20 protein-coding genes are annotated in these 20,900 nt (G+C 64.5%); 13 read left to right on the forward strand and 7 right to left on the reverse strand.

The features are described 5' to 3' along the window. The first annotated feature begins 36 nt into the window (after positions 1 to 36). The 4 genes from ACN0RC_RS02420 to ACN0RC_RS02435 all read left to right on the forward strand — a co-directional run bounded on the left by ACN0RC_RS02420 (position 37) and on the right by ACN0RC_RS02435 (position 4,947). A complete protein-coding gene (locus ACN0RC_RS02420) occupies positions 37 to 456 on the forward strand; it encodes a hypothetical protein (protein WP_417508612.1) in 420 nt (139 codons plus the stop codon). After that, positions 453 to 1,409, forward strand: coding sequence for a bifunctional riboflavin kinase/FAD synthetase (locus tag ACN0RC_RS02425; RefSeq protein ID WP_417508457.1), 957 nt, complete (start codon positions 453 to 455; stop codon positions 1,407 to 1,409). Before ACN0RC_RS02420 ends, ACN0RC_RS02425 begins: the two co-directional genes overlap by 4 nt. Before the next feature lie 151 nt (positions 1,410 to 1,560). Beyond that, positions 1,561 to 3,699: a DEAD/DEAH box helicase gene (locus ACN0RC_RS02430; RefSeq protein WP_417508458.1), complete on the forward strand. Its 2,139-nt coding sequence runs from the start codon at positions 1,561 to 1,563 to the stop codon at positions 3,697 to 3,699. A 219-nt stretch (positions 3,700 to 3,918) separates the two neighbouring features. After that, positions 3,919 to 4,947 (forward strand): 6-phosphofructokinase, encoded by a 1,029-nt coding sequence (locus ACN0RC_RS02435; protein ID WP_417508459.1) that lies wholly within the window; start codon positions 3,919 to 3,921, stop codon positions 4,945 to 4,947. A 20-nt stretch (positions 4,948 to 4,967) separates the two neighbouring features. Here ACN0RC_RS02435 and ACN0RC_RS02440 read toward each other — a convergent pair whose 3' ends face one another. Next, positions 4,968 to 7,061: a S9 family peptidase gene (locus ACN0RC_RS02440; protein ID WP_417508461.1), complete on the reverse strand. Its 2,094-nt coding sequence runs from the start codon at positions 7,059 to 7,061 to the stop codon at positions 4,968 to 4,970. 154 nt (positions 7,062 to 7,215) lie between these two features. Here ACN0RC_RS02440 and ACN0RC_RS02445 point away from each other — a divergent pair, with 154 nt between their 5' ends. The 3 genes from ACN0RC_RS02445 (at position 7,216) to ACN0RC_RS02455 (ending at position 10,588) form a co-directional block, all read left to right on the forward strand. Next, positions 7,216 to 8,685 (forward strand): anion permease, encoded by a 1,470-nt coding sequence (locus ACN0RC_RS02445; RefSeq protein ID WP_417508462.1) that lies wholly within the window; start codon positions 7,216 to 7,218, stop codon positions 8,683 to 8,685. Beyond that, positions 8,682 to 9,017 carry a peptidase gene (locus ACN0RC_RS02450; protein WP_417508463.1) on the forward strand — a complete coding sequence of 112 codons (336 nt, stop codon included), beginning with the start codon at positions 8,682 to 8,684 and terminating at the stop codon, positions 9,015 to 9,017. Before ACN0RC_RS02445 ends, ACN0RC_RS02450 begins: the two co-directional genes overlap by 4 nt. A gap of 110 nt (positions 9,018 to 9,127) precedes the next feature. Then, on the forward strand, positions 9,128 to 10,588 hold the full coding sequence (locus ACN0RC_RS02455; protein ID WP_417508464.1) for an aspartate ammonia-lyase: 1,461 nt from the start codon (positions 9,128 to 9,130) through the stop codon (positions 10,586 to 10,588). A 50-nt stretch (positions 10,589 to 10,638) separates the two neighbouring features. Here the strand turns inward: ACN0RC_RS02455 and ACN0RC_RS02460 are convergent, their stop codons facing one another. Beyond that, on the reverse strand, positions 10,639 to 11,505 hold the full coding sequence (locus ACN0RC_RS02460; RefSeq protein ID WP_417508465.1) for a fumarylacetoacetate hydrolase family protein: 867 nt from the start codon (positions 11,503 to 11,505) through the stop codon (positions 10,639 to 10,641). Positions 11,506 to 11,566: 61 nt separating this feature from the next. Here ACN0RC_RS02460 and ACN0RC_RS02465 point away from each other — a divergent pair, with 61 nt between their 5' ends. From ACN0RC_RS02465 to ACN0RC_RS02475, 3 genes are all read left to right on the forward strand, one after another. Beyond that, a complete protein-coding gene (locus tag ACN0RC_RS02465; protein WP_417508466.1) occupies positions 11,567 to 12,769 on the forward strand; it encodes a PrsW family intramembrane metalloprotease in 1,203 nt (400 codons plus the stop codon). A gap of 179 nt (positions 12,770 to 12,948) precedes the next feature. Further along, complete coding sequence (locus ACN0RC_RS02470; RefSeq protein ID WP_417508467.1) at positions 12,949 to 13,317, forward strand: FKBP-type peptidyl-prolyl cis-trans isomerase; 369 nt, start codon at positions 12,949 to 12,951, stop codon at positions 13,315 to 13,317. Between the two features lie 159 nt (positions 13,318 to 13,476). Further along, positions 13,477 to 14,031, forward strand: a complete 555-nt coding sequence (locus ACN0RC_RS02475; protein WP_417508468.1) for a YceI family protein — start codon at positions 13,477 to 13,479, stop codon at positions 14,029 to 14,031. A 32-nt stretch (positions 14,032 to 14,063) separates the two neighbouring features. On the opposite strand, the gene ACN0RC_RS02480 is transcribed toward ACN0RC_RS02475, so the two are convergent. Then, positions 14,064 to 15,290 carry an MFS transporter gene (locus ACN0RC_RS02480; RefSeq protein WP_417508614.1) on the reverse strand — a complete coding sequence of 409 codons (1,227 nt, stop codon included), beginning with the start codon at positions 15,288 to 15,290 and terminating at the stop codon, positions 14,064 to 14,066. Positions 15,291 to 15,518: 228 nt separating this feature from the next. Between ACN0RC_RS02480 and rpsO the strand changes: the two genes are divergently transcribed. Next, positions 15,519 to 15,788 carry a 30S ribosomal protein S15 gene (gene rpsO / locus ACN0RC_RS02485; protein WP_147037780.1) on the forward strand — a complete coding sequence of 90 codons (270 nt, stop codon included), beginning with the start codon at positions 15,519 to 15,521 and terminating at the stop codon, positions 15,786 to 15,788. A gap of 70 nt (positions 15,789 to 15,858) precedes the next feature. Here the strand turns inward: rpsO and ACN0RC_RS02490 are convergent, their stop codons facing one another. From ACN0RC_RS02490 to ACN0RC_RS02500, 3 genes are all read right to left on the reverse strand, one after another. Further along, positions 15,859 to 16,386: a DUF488 family protein gene (locus tag ACN0RC_RS02490; protein WP_417508469.1), complete on the reverse strand. Its 528-nt coding sequence runs from the start codon at positions 16,384 to 16,386 to the stop codon at positions 15,859 to 15,861. Positions 16,387 to 16,421: 35 nt separating this feature from the next. Next, positions 16,422 to 17,426, reverse strand: coding sequence for an isopenicillin N synthase family dioxygenase (locus ACN0RC_RS02495; protein WP_417508470.1), 1,005 nt, complete (start codon positions 17,424 to 17,426; stop codon positions 16,422 to 16,424). An 81-nt stretch (positions 17,427 to 17,507) separates the two neighbouring features. Next, the gene (locus ACN0RC_RS02500) at positions 17,508 to 18,644 is read right to left on the reverse strand and encodes an acyltransferase family protein (RefSeq protein ID WP_417508471.1); all 1,137 of its coding nucleotides are present in this window, start codon (positions 18,642 to 18,644) and stop codon (positions 17,508 to 17,510) included. A gap of 110 nt (positions 18,645 to 18,754) precedes the next feature. Here ACN0RC_RS02500 and ACN0RC_RS02505 point away from each other — a divergent pair, with 110 nt between their 5' ends. Next, a complete protein-coding gene (locus ACN0RC_RS02505) occupies positions 18,755 to 19,981 on the forward strand; it encodes an LLM class flavin-dependent oxidoreductase (RefSeq protein WP_417508472.1) in 1,227 nt (408 codons plus the stop codon). Positions 19,982 to 19,983: 2 nt separating this feature from the next. Beyond that, positions 19,984 to 20,628, forward strand: coding sequence for an FMN reductase (locus ACN0RC_RS02510; protein ID WP_417508473.1), 645 nt, complete (start codon positions 19,984 to 19,986; stop codon positions 20,626 to 20,628). A gap of 54 nt (positions 20,629 to 20,682) precedes the next feature. Here ACN0RC_RS02510 and ACN0RC_RS02515 read toward each other — a convergent pair whose 3' ends face one another. Next, positions 20,683 to 20,862 carry a DUF5302 domain-containing protein gene (locus ACN0RC_RS02515; RefSeq protein WP_417508474.1) on the reverse strand — a complete coding sequence of 60 codons (180 nt, stop codon included), beginning with the start codon at positions 20,860 to 20,862 and terminating at the stop codon, positions 20,683 to 20,685. Positions 20,863 to 20,900 lie beyond the last annotated feature (38 nt).

Here is a 20,900-nt window from a genome sequence, read left to right on the forward strand (position 1 = left end):
GAAGACGCTATGAGCACCACCCAACCCCGCACTCGGATGACCGGCATCGGCCGTGTTCTCGTGATCGTCTATGCAGTGATGGCACTGGCGGCGACGGGCCGCAGCTTCGTGCAGATCGTGCGGAAGTTCGATGACGCACCGCTCGCCTATTCGCTGTCTGCTCTCGCGGCTGTCGTCTACATCGTCGCGACGCTCGGGCTCGTGTTCGCTCGCCGCCGAGGCTGGTACACGATCGCATGGGTGGCGATCATCTTCGAGCTCGCCGGAGTGCTCATCATCGGCACGCTGAGTCTCGCGATTCCTGAGCTGTTCCAACACGATTCGGTGTGGTCCGTGTTCGGTCGTGGGTACCTGTTCATTCCGCTGGTGCTGCCCGTGTTCGGCATCTGGTGGTTGCGCACGCACCGCCCGGTCGGCGCTGTGGCGAATGGGGAACGTTCGGAGTCCATCGCATGATCGTCTTCCGCGATCCGAGCGAGGTTCCTGAGGATTTCGGGCCGTCGGCTGTCGCCATCGGCAAATTCGACGGGGTGCACGCCGGTCATCGGGCGGTCATCGAGCGTCTGAAAGCGGATGCCGCGGCATCCGGAGCGCGATCGGTGGCGGTGACGTTCGACCGCAACCCGCTTGCGCTGCTGCGTCCTGAACTGTGCCCCGAGAATGTCGTCTCGGTAGATCGTAAGCTCGCGCTGCTCGGTGAACTGGGCATCGACGCGACGCTCCTGCTGACGTTCGACGAGAACCTCGCATCCCAGTCTCCGCAGGCATTCATTCAGGACATCCTTGTGGGCGCTCTTCATGTGTCGACGGTGCTCGTCGGGGAGGACTTCCGATTCGGCCACAGGGGAGCAGGCACACCAGGGCTTCTGCGCGAGCTCGGTCCCGAGTGCGGCTTCACGGTCGACGTCGTCGACGACGTCTATGTCGCGGGCTCCGAGCGGCGCGTGTCGTCGAGCTGGATTCGTGAGCTTCTCACCGAGGGCGATGTGACGACGGCAGCTCGGGTGCTCGGCAGGCCTGTCGATGTTCGAGGAGAAGTGGTCCACGGTCTCAAGCGCGGACGTGAGCTCGGATTCCCGACCGCCAACCTCTCCGAGACGATCGACGCTTTTGTTCCCGCTGACGGCATCTATGCAGGCTGGCTGCAGGACCACGACACCGGCATCCGTCACCCCGCAGCGATCTCCGTCGGCACCAATCCCACCTTCGATGACGTTCTCGTGCGCCAGGTTGAGGCGCACGTGCTCGATCAGGACGCCCTTGATCTCTACGGACACGACGTCACAGTGGAGTTCGCCGAACGCTTGCGCGGCATGGTGGCATTCGAGGGGATCGAGGCGTTGATGCAGCAGATGACGGCCGATGTCCACGCCGCCCGCGCAATTCTGGTAACCGATGCACTAGAATGATCGTGGTTCTCGACGTTGCGGGTGTGAAGTTCACATATCGCTGAGCACGAGAACGACTTCCGCACGGTCATGGCACACGCCACACGCGGAGAATACGTACGACACGGGGCGCGCATTCGACTGCGTCCGGTATCTCACGCTCAGGAGGAGCATGCCGACTACGGCAACCGCCGCCGCAAAACGGCGCAAGAAGACAACCCGTCGTGACGACGAAGCCCCGCTGATCCCGATCCTGGCGCGCAAGGTGCGCGAGATCGAGGCCAAGGCGCAGCGAGGCAAACTCGGCCCGACGAACCGCGTCAAGTTCCAGGTCATCGCGTTCCTGGTGCGCGAGGAGCGAGCCCGAGTCAAGACCGACGACGCCTTCAGCGATTCAGCTCGCGCTGAGCTGCTCAAGCGGCTCGACGGTGTGGCGACGATTCTGGCGAAGACCGCAGCACGCGACACTTCGCTGATCCAGTTGCTGGAAGCCGACCAGGCCACGAGCCCCGTTGCCAAGCGCATGCGACGCGACTGGCTCCTCGAATCCGGTGCTGAACTCGCGCCGGAAGAGCTCATCATCACCGACATCGCTCCGGTGCAGGCGCCTGTGGTGCCAGCGGCACTTGCCGAGCGACAGGTCACACCGCCTTCTCTTGAGTCGCGTCAGCTCGCCAATCCATTCCTCGCTCCAGATCTCACCCCGCGGGTGACCTCGACTCCGCGGCGACGGCTGGACGGCTGGGAGCTCATGGGCCCGCTGTACAAGGCATTCGAGACGGGAGCCGGTGGCTCTTCGGCGACCATGGAGCTTCCGCCTGTTCCCGAGTACGACCACCTCTCGCCCAAGGGGCTCGAGATCATGGTCCACCAGTCGCGTTTCCTCGAATCGGTGCGTGCCGGTCACCGCAGCTTCCTGCTGGCAGATGAGCCCGGTCTCGGCAAGACGGCACAGTCCGTGCTCGCCGCATCCCTCGCAGACGCATACCCGCTGCTCGTCGTCGTTCCGAACGTCGTGAAGATGAACTGGGCGCGCGAGGTCGAGCGCTGGACGCCGCAGCGTCGCGCAACCGTCATCCAGGGTGACGGCACCGACATCGATGCGTTCGCCGACGTGTTCATCGTGAACTACGAGATTCTCGACCGGCACCTGTCATGGCTCGGATCCATCGGGCTGGGGGGCATGGTCGTCGACGAAGCGCATTTCATCAAGAACCTCTCCTCACAGCGTTCGCAGAATGTTCTCGCGCTGGCGTCTCGCATCCGCGAGCGCACACGCGACCCGCTCATGATGGCACTGACCGGAACTCCGCTGATCAACGACGTCGAGGACTTCGACGCGATCTGGCGCTTCCTCGGCTGGACGACCGGCGACAAGCCAGGGCCGGACCTCATGGAGAAGCTCGATGCCACCGGTCACACACCCGCTGATAAAGCGTTCTACCCCGAGGCGCGCGATGCGGTGATCTCCATGGGGATCGTGCGACGCAAGAAGAAGGACGTCGCAGCAGACCTCCCAGACAAGCTGATCGCCGACCTGCCGGTGCAGTTGGACGACGAGTTCGGCCGCAGCATCCGACAGGCCGAACGCGAGCTGGGGGAGCGACTGGCCGCGAAGTACCGTCGCATCGTCGCGGCACGCGGCGATCGCGGGCTCGAACCCGGCGAGATCGACGAGGATATCGTGCGGCTCGTCGCCCACAACGAACTCGAAGAATCCAAGGCTGCCGGCACCGGCGGAGACAACGTCTTCACGATGGTTCGCAAGATCGGTCAGGCCAAGGCTGTGCTCGCCGCCGACTACGCGGCTCAGCTGCAGCGGTCCGTGGGCAAGGTCGTCTTCTTCGCGAAGCACATCGATGTCATGGACCAGGCCGAGGCGCACTTCGCGGCCTCCGGCATCCGCTATGTCTCGATCCGCGGTGACCAGACGACACCGGCGCGCCAACAGGCCATCGACGACTTCAACGGTGATGAAGGCGTCGGCGTCGCCGTGTGCTCTCTTACTGCTGCTGGCGTCGGCTTGAATCTGCAGGCGGCATCCAACGTCGTGCTCGCGGAGCTCAGCTGGACGGCAGCCGAGCAGACGCAGGCGATCGACCGAGTGCACCGCATCGGTCAGGACGAGCCCGTCACCGCGTGGCGCATCATCGCTGCGCACACGATCGACACCAAGATCGCCGAGCTCATCGACCAGAAGCAGGGGCTCGCTGCGCGTGCTCTCGATGGTGAGGCCGTTGAAGAGACAGCGAGCGAGCCCGTACAGCTCGCGGCGCTCATGCACCTGCTGCGTACGGCGCTGTCCGACTGATCTGCTCCGTGAACGCCCGGTAAGAACAGCTGTTCTTACCGGGCGTTTTGGCGTCATTTCGGGTGCTGTCCGTCAGATCGGCGATTTGCGCAGAGTGCGGGTGTAAAAATCAGCCGTTCTCACGCCATTCGAATAGCATCTGCGGATGTTGCCCACTAGTGTCGAGTGCAGGCAGCGTCGCCGATTCCCCCCACTTCCGAAACCTCCGAAGGCATCAGCATGAAGATCGGTATTCTCACCAGCGGCGGCGACTGCCCCGGCCTCAACGCGGTGATCCGCGGAGTCGTCCTCAAAGGCACGACGTCGTACGATCTCGAGTTCGTCGGCATCCGTGATGGCTGGCGCGGCGTTGTCGAAGGTGATTTCGCCCCGCTGACCCGGCACGAGGTCAAGGGACTGTCGAAGGTCGGCGGCACGATTCTCGGCACGAGTCGCACGAACCCCTACGAGGGGGACCGCGGCGGCGCCGAGAACATCGCCAAGACGCTCTACGGGCACAAGATCGATGGCATCATCGCCATTGGCGGCGAAGGCACTCTTGCTGCGGCAGACCGGCTGTCGAAGGACGGGATCAAGGTTCTCGGCGTGCCGAAGACCATCGATAACGATCTGCGCGCCACGGACTACTCATTCGGCTTCGACACTGCGGTGAACATCGCCACCGACGCGATGGACCGACTCCGTACCACCGGTGACTCGCACCAGCGATGCATGGTCGCAGAGGTCATGGGACGCCACGTGGGGTGGATCGCGCTGCACGCCGGAATGGCTGCCGGTGCCCACGTGATCTGCATCCCTGAAGTGCCGATGTCGATCGACGAGATCGCCGCTCAGGTCACGAGCGCTCATGATCGCGGCCGCGCACCGCTCGTGGTCGTCTCCGAAGGCTTCAAACTCGAGGGCATGGACGAAGCGTTCAGCGACAAGGGCCTGGATGCTTTCAACCGGCCTCGCCTCGGCGGCATCGGCGACCAGCTCGCTCCTGCGATCGAACGGCTCACCGGCATCGAGACCCGTGCCACGATTCTCGGTCACATCCAGCGCGGCGGCTCGCCGTCTGCGTTCGACCGTGTGCTGGCAACCCGCCTCGGGCTGCACGCCGCAGATGCGATCGTGGATGGCGACTGGGGTCAGATGGTGGCCATGAAGGGCACTGACATCGTGCGCGTGCCGTTCGAGGAGGCTCTGGGCGAGCTCAACACCGTGCCGCGTTACCGCTACGACGAGGCGGCTGCGCTCTTCGGCTGAGCCCGCGCCCGTGCCCGAGCTCAGGCGAGGCCGAGCGCGTCGAGCATCCACGCGAGCTCGAACGCGCGCTCGCGCCAGGCGTTGTACCGTCCGCTCACGCCGCCGTGTCCTGCCGCCATCTCGCACTTGAGGAGCACGTCCTGCGCGCCGGCCTCGCGAAGGCGCGCGACCCACTTCGCCGGTTCGACATAGAGAACGCGAGTGTCGTTGATCGATGTCATGGCAAGGATCGGCGGGTACGCAACGCCGTCCTGCACGTTCTCGTACGGCGTGTACGTCTTCATGTATGCGTAGACGTCCGGGTTGTGCAGCGGGTCGCCCCACTCGTCCCACTCGATGACCGTGAGCGGCAGCGAGGGATCGAGAATCGAGGTCAGTGCATCGACGAACGGCACCGATGCGAGAATGCCCGCGAACCTCGACGGAGCAAGGTTCGCCACCGCGCCCATCAGCAGCCCGCCAGCGCTGCCGCCCTCTGCGACCATCCTTTCGGCAGAGGTGACACCGCTTGCGATCAGGTGCTCGGCGCACGCGACGAAGTCCGTGAAGGTGTTGCGCTTGTTCAGCAGCTTCCCGTCTTCGTACCAGTTGCGTCCCATCTCGCCGCCACCGCGCACGTGGGCGACAGCGAAGATGACGCCCCGGTCGAGCTCAGAGAGGCGTGCGACCGAGAACCCAGGGTCGATGGAGTGCTCGTAGGAGCCGTAGCCATACAGGTGCACGGGGCGCACATCGTCGCCCGGCACCCCGAACGACTTCTTCCACACGAGCGAGATCGGCACGTTCGTGCCGTCGGCAGCGAGGGCCCAGCGCCGCTCCTGGTCGTATTCAGCGGGGTCGTACCCGCCGAGCACAGGCTGCTGCTTGCGAAGCACTCGCTCCTGCGTGGTCAGATCCAGGTCGTACACCGTCGATGGCGTGACGAATGACGTGTACGTCAGGCGCAGATAGGGCGCGTGCCACTCCGGATTGCCGCTCGGCCACGCCGAGAAGAGCGGTTCGTCGAAGCCGATCTCTTCGACAGCATCCGTCGGGTAGTCGAGCAGACCGATGCGCTCGAGTCCCTCGCGTCGGAAGCCGACGACGGCGTGATCGCGGAAGCAGTCCACGTCGAGGATGCGGCGGCCGGGCTCGTGGGGCATGACGACCCGACGCGGGCCTTGAGGGTCGGATGCTGCGACGGAAACCAGCTCGAAGTCGAGAGCATCCTGGTTGTGCAGGATGTAGAGGCGGTCCTCTCCTCCCACCACCGCATGCTCGAGGGAGTACTCCACACCCTCAGTGCGGGGCCACACGAGCTGCGGCTCCGCAGTGATCTCGCCCTGGAGGTCGACGAGGTACTCCTCGCTGGTGATGCTGGAGCCGATCCCGATCACGAGATAGCGACGACTGCGGGTGATTCCCGCCCCCAGCCAGAAGCGCTCGTCAGGCTCGTGGAAGAGCTTCACGTCATCGGCGACGGGTGTGCCGAGCCTGTGCAGCCAGAGGGTGTCCGGCCGCCACGCGTCGTCACGGGTCGTGTAGACGATCGCACTGCCGTCGGGGGTGAAGAACCCGCCGCCGGTGTTCGGGATCTCGTCTTCGAGCGTCATTCCGCTGACGAGATCGCGCACCTTGATCGTGTAGAGCTCGTCGCCTTCGTAGTCGGGCGCCCACAGAAGCTTCGTCGCGTCATCAGACACGTCGAATGCGCCGAGTGAGAAGAACTCATGCCCCTCGGCTTCGACATTGCCATCGAGCAGGATCTCTTCACCGGGAACGGCGACACCAGGCTCGAGCACCGGGGGAGTCCAGTCATCGGGTGCTGCGGCCGCGCGGCACTGGATGCCGTACTGAGAGCCTTCTTCGCTGCGGCTGTAGTACCACCAGTCTCCGCGACGCGATGGGACCGACAGGTCCGTTTCCTGTACACGCCCCTTGATCTCCTCGAAGAGAGTTTCGCGCAGTCCCTCCAGATGTGCGGTTCGCGCATCGGTGTAGGAGTTCTCCGCTTCCAGATGAGCGAGCACTTCCGGGGAGTCCTTCTCCCGGAGCCATTCGTATGGATCGGCGAACGTGTCGCCGTGATGAGTGCGGGTGTGCGAGCGGCGAGCGGCGATGGGTGTGTTGGTCACCGTTCCACGGTAGTCCAGGTCAAGTTGACCGGAGCCGAGCGGGGTGCGAGGATCAATCGGGGCCGGTTAACGGAAGCGAAACCCACGGTGAACTTTTCGTTCGTCACGCCGATCACGTCGGCACATCCCTTCTTCAGACAACCGAAAGCTAACGGTGGAAACCGCAGTCCTCATTGTCGTGCTGGTGATCTTGCTGGCGCTCTTCTTCGACTTCACAAACGGGTTCCACGACACCGCGAATGCGATGGCAACGCCCATCGCCACCGGTGCTCTCAAGCCCAAGACCGCTGTGCTGCTTGCGGCGTCTCTCAACCTCGTCGGCGCATTCCTCTCGACGGAAGTGTCCAAAACCGTCTCGCACGGCATCATCAATGAGAGTGCGATCCTGGAATCGGGCGCCCAGCTCTTCCTCTCGGTGATCTTCGCCGGTCTCATCGGTGCGATCACGTGGAACATGCTCACCTGGCTGCTCGGACTGCCTTCGAGCTCCTCGCACGCACTGTTCGGCGGACTGATCGGTGCGACCCTCGTCGGCGTCGGTGTCGGTGGCATCGACTTCGGAATGGTGCTCTCCAAGATCGTGCTGCCCGCGCTGATCGCACCGTTGACTGCAGGCATCATCGCCTTCATCGCGACGAAGCTCGCGTACTCCATCACGCGCCGCTATGACGGCAAGCCTGATGGACGCTCCGGGTTCCGATGGGGGCAGATCTTCACGTCATCGCTCGTGGCGCTCGCCCACGGCACCAACGACGCGCAGAAGACCATGGGCGTGATCACGCTCGCTCTGATCACCGTCGGCTGGCAGAGCTCGGATCACGCCGACCCCTATCTCTGGGTGATCATCGCCTGTGCCGTGACGATCGCACTGGGTACGTACCTCGGCGGCTGGCGGATCATCCGCACGCTCGGCAAGGGACTCACTGAAGTCAAGCCCGCGCAGGGCTTCGCCGCTGAGAGCTCCACCGCAGCGACGATCCTCGCGTCGAGCGCTCTCGGCTTCGCGCTGTCCACCACCCAGGTCGCATCAGGCTCTGTCATCGGATCAGGCCTCGGCCGCCGCGGGTCGTCCGTACGCTGGGGTACCGCCGGCCGTATCGCGATGGGCTGGCTGCTCACCCTTCCCGCCGCTGCCGCAGTGGGAGCCCTGGCCGCGCTGCTGGTCGTGTGGCTCGGCGGCTGGGGCGTCATGATCGACGCGGTGCTGGCCCTGATCATCATCATCGGTCTGTACCTGCGCTCGCGTAAGAATGCCGTCACCTCGGACAACGCCATGAGCGACGTTGCCGAGTCCGGGCACGCCGTCGAGCACCCCGAGGTGCCGCCGCCCACGCGTCGTCAGAGCCGCATCGAGCTGCTCCGCGCACTCGACCACGCCGAGCGCAAGGCCGCAGAGGCGGAGAAGGCCGGACGCCGAGCCCGCAAGCTGAAGAAGAGCGGCGGATCCGAGGCAGCGATCAAGGCCGCGCGCAAGGCCGCTGATCGCGCCAACCGTAAGCTCGCCGAGGCTCAGAAGGCAGCGGAGGAGTGGGAGAAGCTCAGTGCCAGCCGTCGCGCTCGCGCAGAGCTCACCGAATGGGATGTCTCCGATGAAGAAGCGGCCGAACGGGAGGCACGGCGATGAGTGTAGGAATCGACTGGATGGCATTCGTCAACGTCTTCCTCGCCGCCCTGCTGGGTGCATGTCTGATCGTGACCTTCTATGCGACAGGGCTACGGCTCCTCGTGCGTGCTGGCCGCATCCCCGTGGTTTCGCCGGTCGAGTTCACCGACGCGATCACCATCCTCAGTGAGAAGCAGGCGAGGCGGGCAGCGAAGCAGGCGGCGAAGGCTGAGCGCAAGAGCCCACTCACCGAAGGCCAGAAGCTGTTGGCACTGGTCGGGGCGTACGCATGCTTCGCGCTGTGCGCGCTGGCAGTCATCGCAGGAATTCTCATCATCGTCGTCGGTCACTGACATCTGACCCGGATGCGCCGGACGCAGATATCCCGGGCGCGTCGAGTGTGCGCGGCATAGGATGGAAGCATCCCCCGACTACCGATCCGCCACACCCACAAGGAAGTGACATGGCTTCTGCCGCGCCCGAGTTGACCCGCACTGAGACAGATTCACTGGGAAGCATGGAGATTCCCGCCGAAGCGTACTGGGGCATCCATACTGCCCGCGCTGACGCGAATTTCCCCATCTCGAAGCGTCCGATCTCGGTCTATCCGGATCTGATCCGAGGGCTGGCGATGGTGAAGCAGGCCAGCGCCCGTGCGAATAAGGCGATCGGCGTTCTCGATGCCGAACGCGCCGACCTGATCGATGCCGCCGCACAGCGCGTGATCGACGGTGAGTTCCTCGATCAGTTCACGGTCGGGGTGATCCAGGGCGGCGCCGGCACGTCGACGAACATGAACGCGAACGAGGTCATCACCAACATCGCGCTCGAGATGGCCGGTCGCGAGAAGGGCGATTATGCGTTCCTGTCGCCGATCGACCACACCAACCGCAGCCAGTCGACCAACGACGTGTACCCGACGGCGATCAAGATCGGCCTCTCGCTGAACCTTCAGTCGCTGCTCGACGAGCTCGAGCTGCTGCGTCGCTCCTTCCTCGGCAAGGCTGTCGAGTTCCACGATGTGCTCAAGGTCGGTCGCACCCAGCTCCAGGATGCCGTACCGATGACGCTCGGCCAGGAGTTCCACGGATTCGCGACGACGCTGGGGGAGGACCACTCTCGCCTCACCGAGAACGCGAGTCTCATGTTCGAGATCAACATGGGCGCAACAGCGATCGGCACTGGTATCACCACGCACCCCGCCTACGCATCGGCGGTGCTCGAGCACCTGCGTGAGATCAGCGGGCTGGAGCTGGAGACGGCGACTGACCTGGTGGAGTCCACGAGCGACACCGGCGCGTTCATGTCGTTCTCTTCCTCGCTCAAGCGCAACGCCATCAAGCTCTCGAAGATCTGCAACGATCTGCGCCTGCTCTCGTCGGGTCCGCAGGCCGGTTTCGGGGAGATAAATCTTCCTGCCAAGCAGGCCGGATCCAGCATCATGCCGGCGAAGGTCAACCCGGTCATCCCCGAGGTCGTCAACCAGGTCGCGTTCGCCGTCGTGGGTGCCGACACCACCGTCACCATGGCAGTCGAGGGCGGACAGCTGCAGCTCAACGCCTTCGAGCCGGTGATCGCGCACTCGATCTTCCAGTCGATCACCTGGATGCGTCAGGCGATGTGGACGCTGCGGGTCAACTGCGTCGACGGAATCACCGCGAACGAAGACCGCCTTGGTGCGATGGTGGGCGCTTCTGTGGGCGTCATCACGGCACTGACACCGTTCATCGGTTATGCCGCGGCGGCAGCCCTCGCCAAGACAGCGCTGCTGACGAACCGCAACGTCGCCGACCTCGTCGTCGAGGCGGAGCTCATGTCACGCGAAGAGGTGACCAAGCAGCTGTCGCCGGCACGACTTTCCGGTCTGCAGGCAGCCACTTCGGCGATCAATATCATTCCGCCAGAGGACATGATCCAGATTTGAGCAGGAACGCGCCTGGTTCCATCGCAATGATGGAACCAGGCGCGCTCGGTTCAGCCGTAGATGCGGCAGTGCGTGGTGAGCTCGCCGATGCCGTCGATGCCGACGGTGACGGTGGAGTGATCGCGCAGAAAGATCTGCGGGTTGCGCGAGTAGCCCGCCCCACCAGGGCTTCCGGTGGAGATCAGCGTTCCCGGCTGCAGAGTGATCGACTGCGACAGGTGCGCGATGAGTGTGGCGACTGAGCGCACCATCTGCCCGGTGCTGGCATCTTGCACGGTGTGGCCGTCGATGACGGTCCAGATGTGCAGATCCTGAGGGTCTGGGACTTCGTCTGCGGTGACGGCGAAGGGGCCGGTCGGCGTGAAACCGTCGAATGACTTGCAGCGCGACCACTGCGCCTCGGCGAACTGGATGTCGCGTGCGGTGATGTCGTTCACAACCGTGTATCCCCACACGTGCGCGAGCGCGTCGTCGGCCGAGACATCCTTCGCCGACTGCCCGATCAGCACGCCGAGTTCGGCCTCGTAGTCGATCGATTCGCTGAGCGACCGCGGCCAGCCGGTGATCTGGTCGTGACCGGAGAGCGAGTTCGGCCACAGCGTGAACACGGTGGGTGCCGTGTCGGTTTTGAGGCCGAGCTCGCTGGAGTGCGCGGAGTAGTTCAATCCCACAGCCAGGATGACGGGTGGGTTCAGCACGGCAGACGCGAACGCGAAGCCATCGAGCGGATGCCGCGGTGCGGTGCCGTCGACAAGAGCAGAGCGCAGTGCGTCAAGCGCATCGTCGCCGCCCTCGATGAGCTCCTGGAGGGTGCCAGGTGCCGGGGAGAGGAGATCGGAGACGAGGATCGCGGAGGAGTCTTCGACGACGGCCAGCTGGATGCCGTCGTCGGAGCCGCGCAGATGAGCAAAACGCATGCTTCTACGCTACCGGTGAAGTCTTACCGACGGTGTGGTCACTGGCCTCTAGGCTTTGGCTATGACTTTCGGAGGACCGGGACAGCCGCATCACACTCAACCTGCGTATTCCTCCGCGTTCGAACAGCCCACGGCATACGCGCCGCCTGCGCCGATCGTGCAGACCGCGGCTTCCGCGCTGCCGGTACTGCCGGTTCCAGTGCGGAAGGGACGCACGGCTTCGATCTGGGCTTTCGGCATTCTCGCGTTCGTGCTGCTGGCATTGATCGGGTATTTCGTCTGGGCGCTCGGACCTGAGGCCTCTGGAGTCGGCCTTGTGATCGCCGTGGTGCCGTTGGCCATCGTGTTCCTGGGCGTGCACCTCATCGATCGATGGGAACCAGAGCCGAAACCGCTGATTGCGTTCGCGATCGCCTGGGGTGCGATCGGTGCAGTGGGGATCACTCTCGTCGTTGATCTCGGGATCACCATGCTGATCGGGTTGCGCACCGAAGTGCTCAGCACCGTGGTCCAAGCTCCGATCATCGAGGAGATCGCCAAGGGACTCGGCATCTTCATCATCTTCCTGATGGGGCGACGCGCGTTTGATGGTCCGATCGACGGGATCGTATACGGCGCGCTGATCGGGGGAGGGTTCGCCTTCACCGAGAACATCCAGTACTTCGCCATCAGCCTGCTCGAGGGAGGGGGATCCCAACTGACGGCGACCTTCGTGATGCGAGGGCTGCTCTCGCCGTTCGCGCACGCCATGTTCACGGCGTTGACCGGTTTCGCGATGGGGCTGGCTGCGCGCCGCAGCGCATCGAAGAGTGCCGTCTTCGGCGCAGGCTGCCTCGGGTTGATCGCCGCGATGCTGCTGCACGGATTCTGGAACGGCTCGGCGATCTTCGCGGACTTCTTCGCGCTCTACCTGTCGCTGCAGGTGCCGCTGTTCATCGGTTTCATTCTGGCCATCGTCGCGCTGCGTCGTGAAGAAGCGCGCGTCACGCGAGCGCGCTTGAGCGAGTACTCGACAGCCGGGTGGTTCACACCCGAGGAAGTGACGATGCTCGCGACACCCGCGGGCCGCAAGATCGGGATGCAGTGGGCAGCCTCACTGAGCGGCGATCGGCGCCCGCTCATGAAGCAGTTCATCCGGGACTCCACGGCGCTGGCAGCAGTGCGCCAGCGTGCTCTCACCGGGCGCGATCCGCTTGCAGCCGATGACGAGCGTGCCCTGCTCACACGTACACGCGCAACGAGAGCAGCGTTGCTGGCGTACTGAGTTCGACGGGCTCTTGACAGGTGCAGAGACCGGGTGCACCCTGGAGACAGGTCAACTCAACGCCCGGGAGACTCGCAGGCATCGCCGCAGCACCGGGCGTTGAGTCTGTTCACACGATGTTCGCTCTGAGCGGGTGCGGTCACATTGACCGGGCACCGACGCTCCGCTTTGATGGAATCATGACTGATCGCACAAAGCCCGAGTTCGACGCACCTACCGGACCCGCTCCTGAAGAGCTCGTCATCCGCGACCTCATCGAAGGCGACGGCGCCGAGGCCAAGCCCGGTGACACTGTGACCGTGCACTACGCCGGTGTCGAGTACGACTCCGGAGAAGAGTTCGACTCCTCCTGGGGTCGTGGCGAGACGATCCAGTTCCCGCTGCGCGGACTGATCCAGGGCTGGCAGGACGGCATCCCGGGTATGAAGGTCGGCGGCCGTCGTGAGCTGGTCATCCCTCCGCACCTGGCCTACGGGCCTGCAGGCGCCGGTCACTTCCTCTCCGGCAAGAGCCTCATCTTCATCATCGACCTCGTCGCTGTCGGCTGACCTGACTCGCTGTTCTCGAAGGCCCCTGTCACGCGCGTGACAGGGGCCTTCCTCTTTCCTTCGAAAAATTTCTGGTATTGGCGGAATATATGCGCATGCATACGAGTTTCACCCATGTGCAGGCCGCATCTGCGGCTCAGAACTTGAGGAGAATCCCGCATGACTACGATCGACATTCCCGGCTACCGTGCAGGCACCTGGACGCTTGACCCCTCGCACAGCGAGGTCACCTTCAGCGTGCGTCACATGATGATCTCGAAGGTGCGCGGCACTTTCGGTGTCAAGAGTGCAACGATGATCGCGCCCGAGAACCCGCTCGACGCAAAGGTCGAGGCCTCTGTGGATGTCACGTCGATCGACACCAACGACGAGGGCCGCGATGGGCACCTCCGCTCTGCAGACTTCTTCGACACCGAGAACTTCCCCACGATGGAGTTCGTCTCCACGGGAGCCCGCGTCGAAGGCGGCGACTTCTTCGTCGACGGCGACCTCACGATCCGCGGCACCACGAAGCCGGTGAGCTTCGAGTTCGAGTTCGGCGGTTTCGGTCAGGACCCGTACGGCAACTACAAGGCTGGCGCTTCGGCATCGACCACGATCAACCGCGAAGAGTTCGGCCTCACTTGGAACGCTGCGCTTGAGACCGGTGGAGTCCTCGTCGGCAAGGACGTCACCATCACTCTCGACCTTCAGGGCTCGCTCGCGCAGGCCTGACGCTGCGAGAATGCTCGTGAACCCCGTGTCCGTCAGGGCACGGGGTTCAATGCGTCGTAGTCGCGGAATCGTGGCGCGAAGCGTACGAGAGCGCCCACCAGCCCGATCACGATGAGCCCTCCCAGCAGAGGGGGGAACCACAGTGCGGTGAAGGTTGCGAGCGTCCCCGCGTAGAGGGCCCCCACCCGTGGGCCGCCCGCCACCACGACGACGAAGATCCCCTGCAGGCGTCCTCGCATCGTGTCGGGCACGGCAGCCTGCATCATTGTGCTCCGGTAGATCGAGCTGATGTTGTCGGATGCTCCGGATATCGCGAGAGCGATACAGGCTGCCACAATAAGCCCCACGCTCGGAGCGGTCTCGGTTGCGTGGCTGGAGAATGATCCGAACAGCAGCACCGCCCCGAAGAGGACGATGGCCGCGCCGTAGGCCTGGATGGCGCGCTGGATGCCGCGTCCGTGCCAGCGGTACTGCGCGATGCGCCCGGAGAGAAGGCTCGACATGAAGGTTCCGACGGCGACGGCGGCAGTGAGCAGACCCGTGGTCACCGCGCCACCGCCGAGTATCACCGTCCCGAGGGCAGGAAAAATGACGAGCGGCTGCCCGAATGTCATCGCGATGATGTCGCAGATGAACTGCATCCTGATGTTCCCGGCGCGACGCAGGAATTGCCATCCGTCCACGAGGGAGCTGAGCCCAGGACGAACGATCTCGCCCTCTGGGACGAGCGCCGGCAGCGTCCAGAGCCCCAGGAACATTGCGAGCATCAGCACGACGTCGATCGTGTAGGTCCACCCGTAGCCGGTGAGCGCGACCAGCACGCCGGCGAGAGCGGGCCCGACCATGACGGTCATCCCGAATGCGATGCCGTTGAGAGCGGATGCCGCGGCGAGCTTCGCGCGGGGGATGAGCCGCGGCACGATGGCTGTGCGGGTCGCCATTCCCACAGAGTTCGCGGCAGCGACGATCATGCTCAATGCGTAGAGCCACCAGATCGTCTCGTTCTGCGTCCAGGTGAGGACCGCGAGCAGCACGGTGGAGGCGAATGCGACTGCTGCCGCGATCAGCGCGACCAGGCGTCGATCGAACGCGTCAGCGAGCATGCCGCCGTAGAGCCCCGCGAGGATCATCGGTACGAGTCCTGCGACAGCGATCATCGACACGGCGAATGTGCTCTGCGTGAGAGCAAACACATGCAGCATGACCGTGACGATCGTGAGCTGTCCACCGAGGCCCGAGAGCGCGGAGCCGATCCACATCCGCGCGAACGCCGGACTCTCTTTCAACGGTGAGAGATCGACGAAATGACTCACGCCCTGGGTCCCTGATGCACCCTTCGAGGGTATCCGAGTGCAGCACGCAGGCGGTCCGCCCGTACGACCGGTGGCTGGTAGACTCTACAGGTTGCCGTTTGATCGGCCGCGGATAAAGAGAGCCCACGTATCAGGCGTCGGGCGCCGCGCAATGAGTGAGAGGGGATCGAATCTATGGCACTGGAAGCAGACGTCAAGAAGGCGATCATCGAAGAGTACGCGACGCACCCCGGTGACACCGGATCCCCCGAGGTGCAGGCCGCAATGCTGACGCAGCGCATCAAGGACCTCACCGAGCACCTCAAGGAGCACAAGCACGACCACCACTCGCGTCGTGGACTGTTCCTGCTCGTCGGTCAGCGCCGTCGTCTGCTCGGTTACCTTCAGGGTGTTGACATCGAGCGTTACCGCTCGCTGATTCAGCGCCTGGGGCTCCGCCGATAACGACCAGCGTTCAATCGCGCAGAACTTCTTAGAAGGCCGTCCCAGGTGTGGGGCGGCCTTCGTCGTTTCCTCAGGCGGGGTAGGTCACCGTGTTCCCGGCGACGATGGCTCCCGGCGTGAGATCAGCGGAGTTCTCGCGGCCCGCATTCATCAGATGGAAGACCGTCTCGCCTCGAGCGAGCAGGTGGTCAGCGATGATCCGCCGGTGGCAGCGCCACCAGACTGCTTCAGAGCACATCACCGCCGTGCGTGCTTCTCGCCCGATGGCGACGAGGCGGTCGTACCCCCGGTTGAAGTCATCTGACAGCGCGTAGTCGGCGTAGTTGTGAAAGCTGCGGTTCTGCCAGAAGGCATTCGTCTCGAACGGCACATCTTTGGAGACCCGGCGACGGCCGCCGAGCTCGGGGATGCGATCGAAGCGGATGCTGTTGGCGCCGAGTGATTCACGCAAGGCGTCTTCGTTGAACTGAGGGTGCCGATTCGACCCCGGCAGGCGGCGCACGTCGACGATGCTCTCCACATTCGCGGACTGCACCAGGGCGATGAACTCGTCGATAGACCGATTCGAGTGTCCGATGGTGAAGAACGGCAGTCGCATGCTTCCAGGCTATTGCGGCGGCATGGCCAGATGGGTCAGGCGGGCGCGCCCATCAGATCTGCGTGGTGGATCACCGCGACATTCGGGTGTGCGCGCAACCGGTAGCGCAGTGCGTTCTCGCCGTACAGGCCCTCGATCGGGTTGGAGGACTCGTCGCCGACGCCGCGGCTTTGCGCCTTCAGCTCTGCCGGCAGGTCGATCACCGGCACCTGAGCATCGAGTGCCGGGTTGAAGAAGAACGGCACGGAGATGCGGTCATCCGGGGCTTTCGGTGAGACCACACGGTGGTTCGTGGCCTTGAGATAGCCGCCAGTGGCGTACTCGAGCATCTCGCCGATGTTGACCACGAAGGCGCCGTCGACGGATGGGGCATCGACCCACTCGCCGCCACGCTCGACCTGCAGGCCGCCCTTGCCCGGCTCGACCCAGAGCAGCGTCAGCACACCGCCGTCCTTGTGGGCACCGACGCCCTGCTGAGGCTCCGGTGCATCCGTGCCGGGATAGCGGACGATCTTGACGAGCGTCGCCGGCTCGCGGAAGCTTCCATCGAAGTGCGACTCGTCGGCTCCCAGCGCCAGAGCCCAGCTGCGCATGAGCTTGCGAGCGATCCCATCGAGGTGCGCCAGCCATTCCTCTGCGACCTCGCGCAGCGCGGGCTGCGCTGCGGGCCAGAGGTTCGGGCCGATGAGCCGGTTGAACGTCGGACCGCCCTCGACGTTCTCGCGCTCGGGGCCGATGTCGATCTGCTCGCGCCAATCGACCTTTCCCTGGGTGAGTTCGCCCCCGGTGCGGGTGTACCCGCGGAACTGCGGGCTCTTCACGTTCTCGATTGCGAGCTTCTCCTCCTCGGGGAGTGCGAAGAAGTCGCGTGCTGCCTTGTGCAGGCGCTCGGAGAGCTCGGCGGTGACGTCGGTGCCGGTGAGATAGAAGAAGCCGATGTCGTGGGTTGCCGCGCGCAGATCGTCGCGGAACTGTGCGGCGGCTTCGGGTCCCTGGTCGAGCTGCGACAGGTCGAGGATAGGGAGGTTGAGATCAGGCATGACCCGAGCGTAAGACGGAATTCTGCACGTCGACGCGAGTGTTACGAAGCGAGGCACGCCGACACAGAGTTGCGTGAGAAGTCAGCGCTCGCGTGGTCGCCGCGAACCGGTGGGATCGTCTCGACGGGATGCGTCCACCAGGCGCGCGTCCGAGAAGAGCCACCGCGCGCGGGGCTCGATGAGAGGACGGAAGACCCAGCGCACGGGCTTTGTCGCGAGCGCCAGAGCGATCAGGATCGACAGCACGATGACCGCCGGCAGCCAGATCCACGTCGGTTCTGCGTTGCGCAGGATTCCGGACTCGCGGAACGGGTAGAGAACGAAGGAATGGAGCAGATACACATACATCGTGTACTGCCCGAATTTCGTCCACCAGTACGTACCCCGCGGGATCAGCACGAAGAACGCGATGCTGAGGATGAAGCCGAGCACGAGGAGCGCCAGTCGGATCGCGCCGGACCACCAGGCTTGTGCGCCGAGGGCGGCATAGGAGTCGTCGTAGAAGAACCAGTTGTCAAGGTCGATGCTCTTCCACAGATCCACCCAGTTCCAGGCGACGAAGCCCACGGCGACGAAGGCTGCGACGGCGATCGCGCGCAACCACCACGGGCGTGTGTCGATGAGTCGCAGCCTGTTCACGAGGTCCTTCTCGTGCACCCACCAGCCCAGTACGAAGAACGGCAGGAAGCCGAGCGTGCGAGAGAGCGAGAACGTGCTGTCGACGTTGGGGAGGTAGCCTGCGCCGACCGAGATGAGCACGGCCCACACCAGGGGCCAGTGCAGGAGCGCCAAGTAGGGGAGCACGAGCCGGAAGATTCCGAGCGCGAGCAGGAACCAGAGAGTCCAAGAGGGCTGGGTGAGGTTCGGGTCGGCCCGTCCCTCGACGAGCCACTTCGTGAGCGTCCACAGCATTTCGAAGATCACGTACGGCACGAGGATGTCGGTGATCACCCGCGACATCTGCTTCTTCGTGGGGGGCGCGGACTTCGAGAAGTACCCGGCGATGATCGCGAACGCCGGCATGTGGAACGCGTAGACCGAGAGGTACAGCGCCATGGCGATGTCGGAGTCATAGGTCAGGCGTTGAATGGCATGCCCGAGAACCACCAGCACGATGCACGCGTAGCGGGCGTTGTCCCAGAACGGAACGCGCCTGCGCGGTCGCGGAACGGAGCCGGTGGTGGGCTCCGCGGGTGCGGTGGGGGTGCTGCTCATCATTGAAGGCTACCGGTCGGGAATAATATCGCTGAGGTCGCGTTTCATCAGATATATTCAAATGCATAGATGCGGATGCTGGCGCACCCGCTGTGAGAAACCGGAGCACCACCATGAGCGAACAGCCCGAGACCTCAGGCATCCAGTTCGGCCTCTTCACCGTCAGCGACATCACCCAGAACCCCGTGACGGGAGAGACACCGAGCGAGCGTCAGAAGATCAAGGACGCGATAACGATCGCGAAGCACGCCGAAGAGGTGGGCCTTGATGTCTTCGCCGTCGGCGAGCACCACAACCCGCCGTTCTGGTCCTCGTCGCCCACGACGACCCTCGCCGCGATCGCCGCGCAGACCGAGCGCATCATCCTGTCCACTTCGACGACGCTGATCACCACGAACGACCCGGTGAAGATCGCCGAGGACTTCGCGATGCTCCAGCACATCTCCGATGGTCGCACCGACCTCATGCTCGGGCGCGGCAACACCGGGCCGGTCTACCCGTGGTTCGGCAAGGACATCCGGCAGGGCCTGCCGCTCGCCATCGAGAACTATGCGCTGCTGCGCAAGCTCTGGGATGAGGACGTCGTGGACTGGGAGGGTAAGTTCCGCACCCCTCTGCAGGGCTTCACCTCCACTCCTCGTCCGCTCGACGGTGTCGCGCCGTTCGTCTGGCACGGCTCGATCCGCACCCCGGAGATCGCCGAGCAGGCCGCCTACTACGGCGACGGATTCTTCGCCAACAACATCTTCTGGCCCAAGGAGCACTACCAGCGCCTGATCGAGCTGTACCGCCAGCGCTTCGCGCACTACGGTCACGGCACGCCGGAGCAGGCGATCGTCGGCATCGGCGGACAGGTCTTCATGCGCGCCAACTCTCAGGATGCGGTGAATGAGTTCCGTCCGTACTTCGATAACGCGCCGGTGTACGGTCACGGCCCGAGTATGGAGGACTTCACCGAGATGACCCCGCTCACCGTCGGCTCTCCGCAGCAGGTCATCGACCGCTACGCCGCGATGCGCGACACGTTCGGCGACTATCAGCGCCAGCTGTTCCTCATCGATCACGCGGGGCTCCCGCTGAAGATCGTGCTCGAGCAGCTCGACATTCTGGGCGGTGAGGTCGTTCCGGCGCTGCGCCGCGAGCTGATGACGAATCGTCCCGCTGAGGTGCCGGATGCGCCGACCCACGCCGCTCGCGTCAAAGCTGCGTACGGCGATGGCCCATCGCGCGAGGCTCGCCCTGGCGCGAACCGTGGTGACAACCTGACGGCGGGCTCGCCGTACCAGGACACCGCAGCCCCCGCAGGGGCGGCGTTCGGTCTCGGCCGGAAGGGAGCCTGAAGATGGCCGCACGCCGTATCGCTGTCGTCTCTGCGGGTCTGTCGAACCCCTCATCGACAAGGATGCTTGCCGACAAGCTCGCCGCCGAAACGGTGAGTCAGCTGGCTGAGCGCGGAATCGAAGCATCCGTCGACGTGATCGAGCTTCGGGACCTGGCCCATGACATCACGAACAATCTGCTCACCGGCTTCGCGCCAGCGGAACTGGAGTCGGCGATCAACTCCGTGTACTCGGCCGATGCGCTGATCGCGGTGACGCCGATCTTCTCGACGAGCTATTCGGGGCTGTTCAAATCCTTCATCGACGTGCTCGACCCCGACGCGCTCACTGGCAAGCCGGTGCTGATCGGTGCGAATGCCGGCACCGCTCGGCACTCGCTCGCGATCGACTACGCGATCCGCCCGCTGTTCGCTTATCTGCACGCCGAGGCGGTCTCGACCGGCGTGTTCGCGGCATCCAGCGACTGGGGCGGATCCGGCGACGATGTCGCACCGCTCAGCAGGCGCGTGGAGAAGGGGGCGCGCGAGTTGGCGGAGGCGATCACCCGCAAGGATGCCGTCACCTCGAACGATCCATTCGACCCGGCCAGCTATCTCGGCGAAGGCCGTTCGTTCGGGCACCTGCTCGGAGGTCTCTCCGGCGAGTGAGCCGGGGCAGAACGAAGGCGCCGCACCCGAACGGGTGCGGCGCCTTCTCGGTGGTCAACCGCTCTTGCGTCGGAACTCACGCCGCGTCTGCGGGGCGTTCGCTGCGTGGACGGCGGAATCGCCATCCAGGTGCGACTCACCGTTGCGGTGATGTGCGTTCTTCTTCTCGAGCGCTTCCTTGAACTTGCGCTTCATGTCCTCGGCGGAGGACGGTGCGCTTTCTTCGGTGCTCATGGGGTCAGCCTAGGCCAACGTGACGATATGGTGTGAGC

Origin of the sequence: Microbacterium sp. (assembly GCF_048259935.1) — a bacterium.
Classification (GTDB): domain Bacteria; phylum Actinomycetota; class Actinomycetes; order Actinomycetales; family Microbacteriaceae; genus Microbacterium.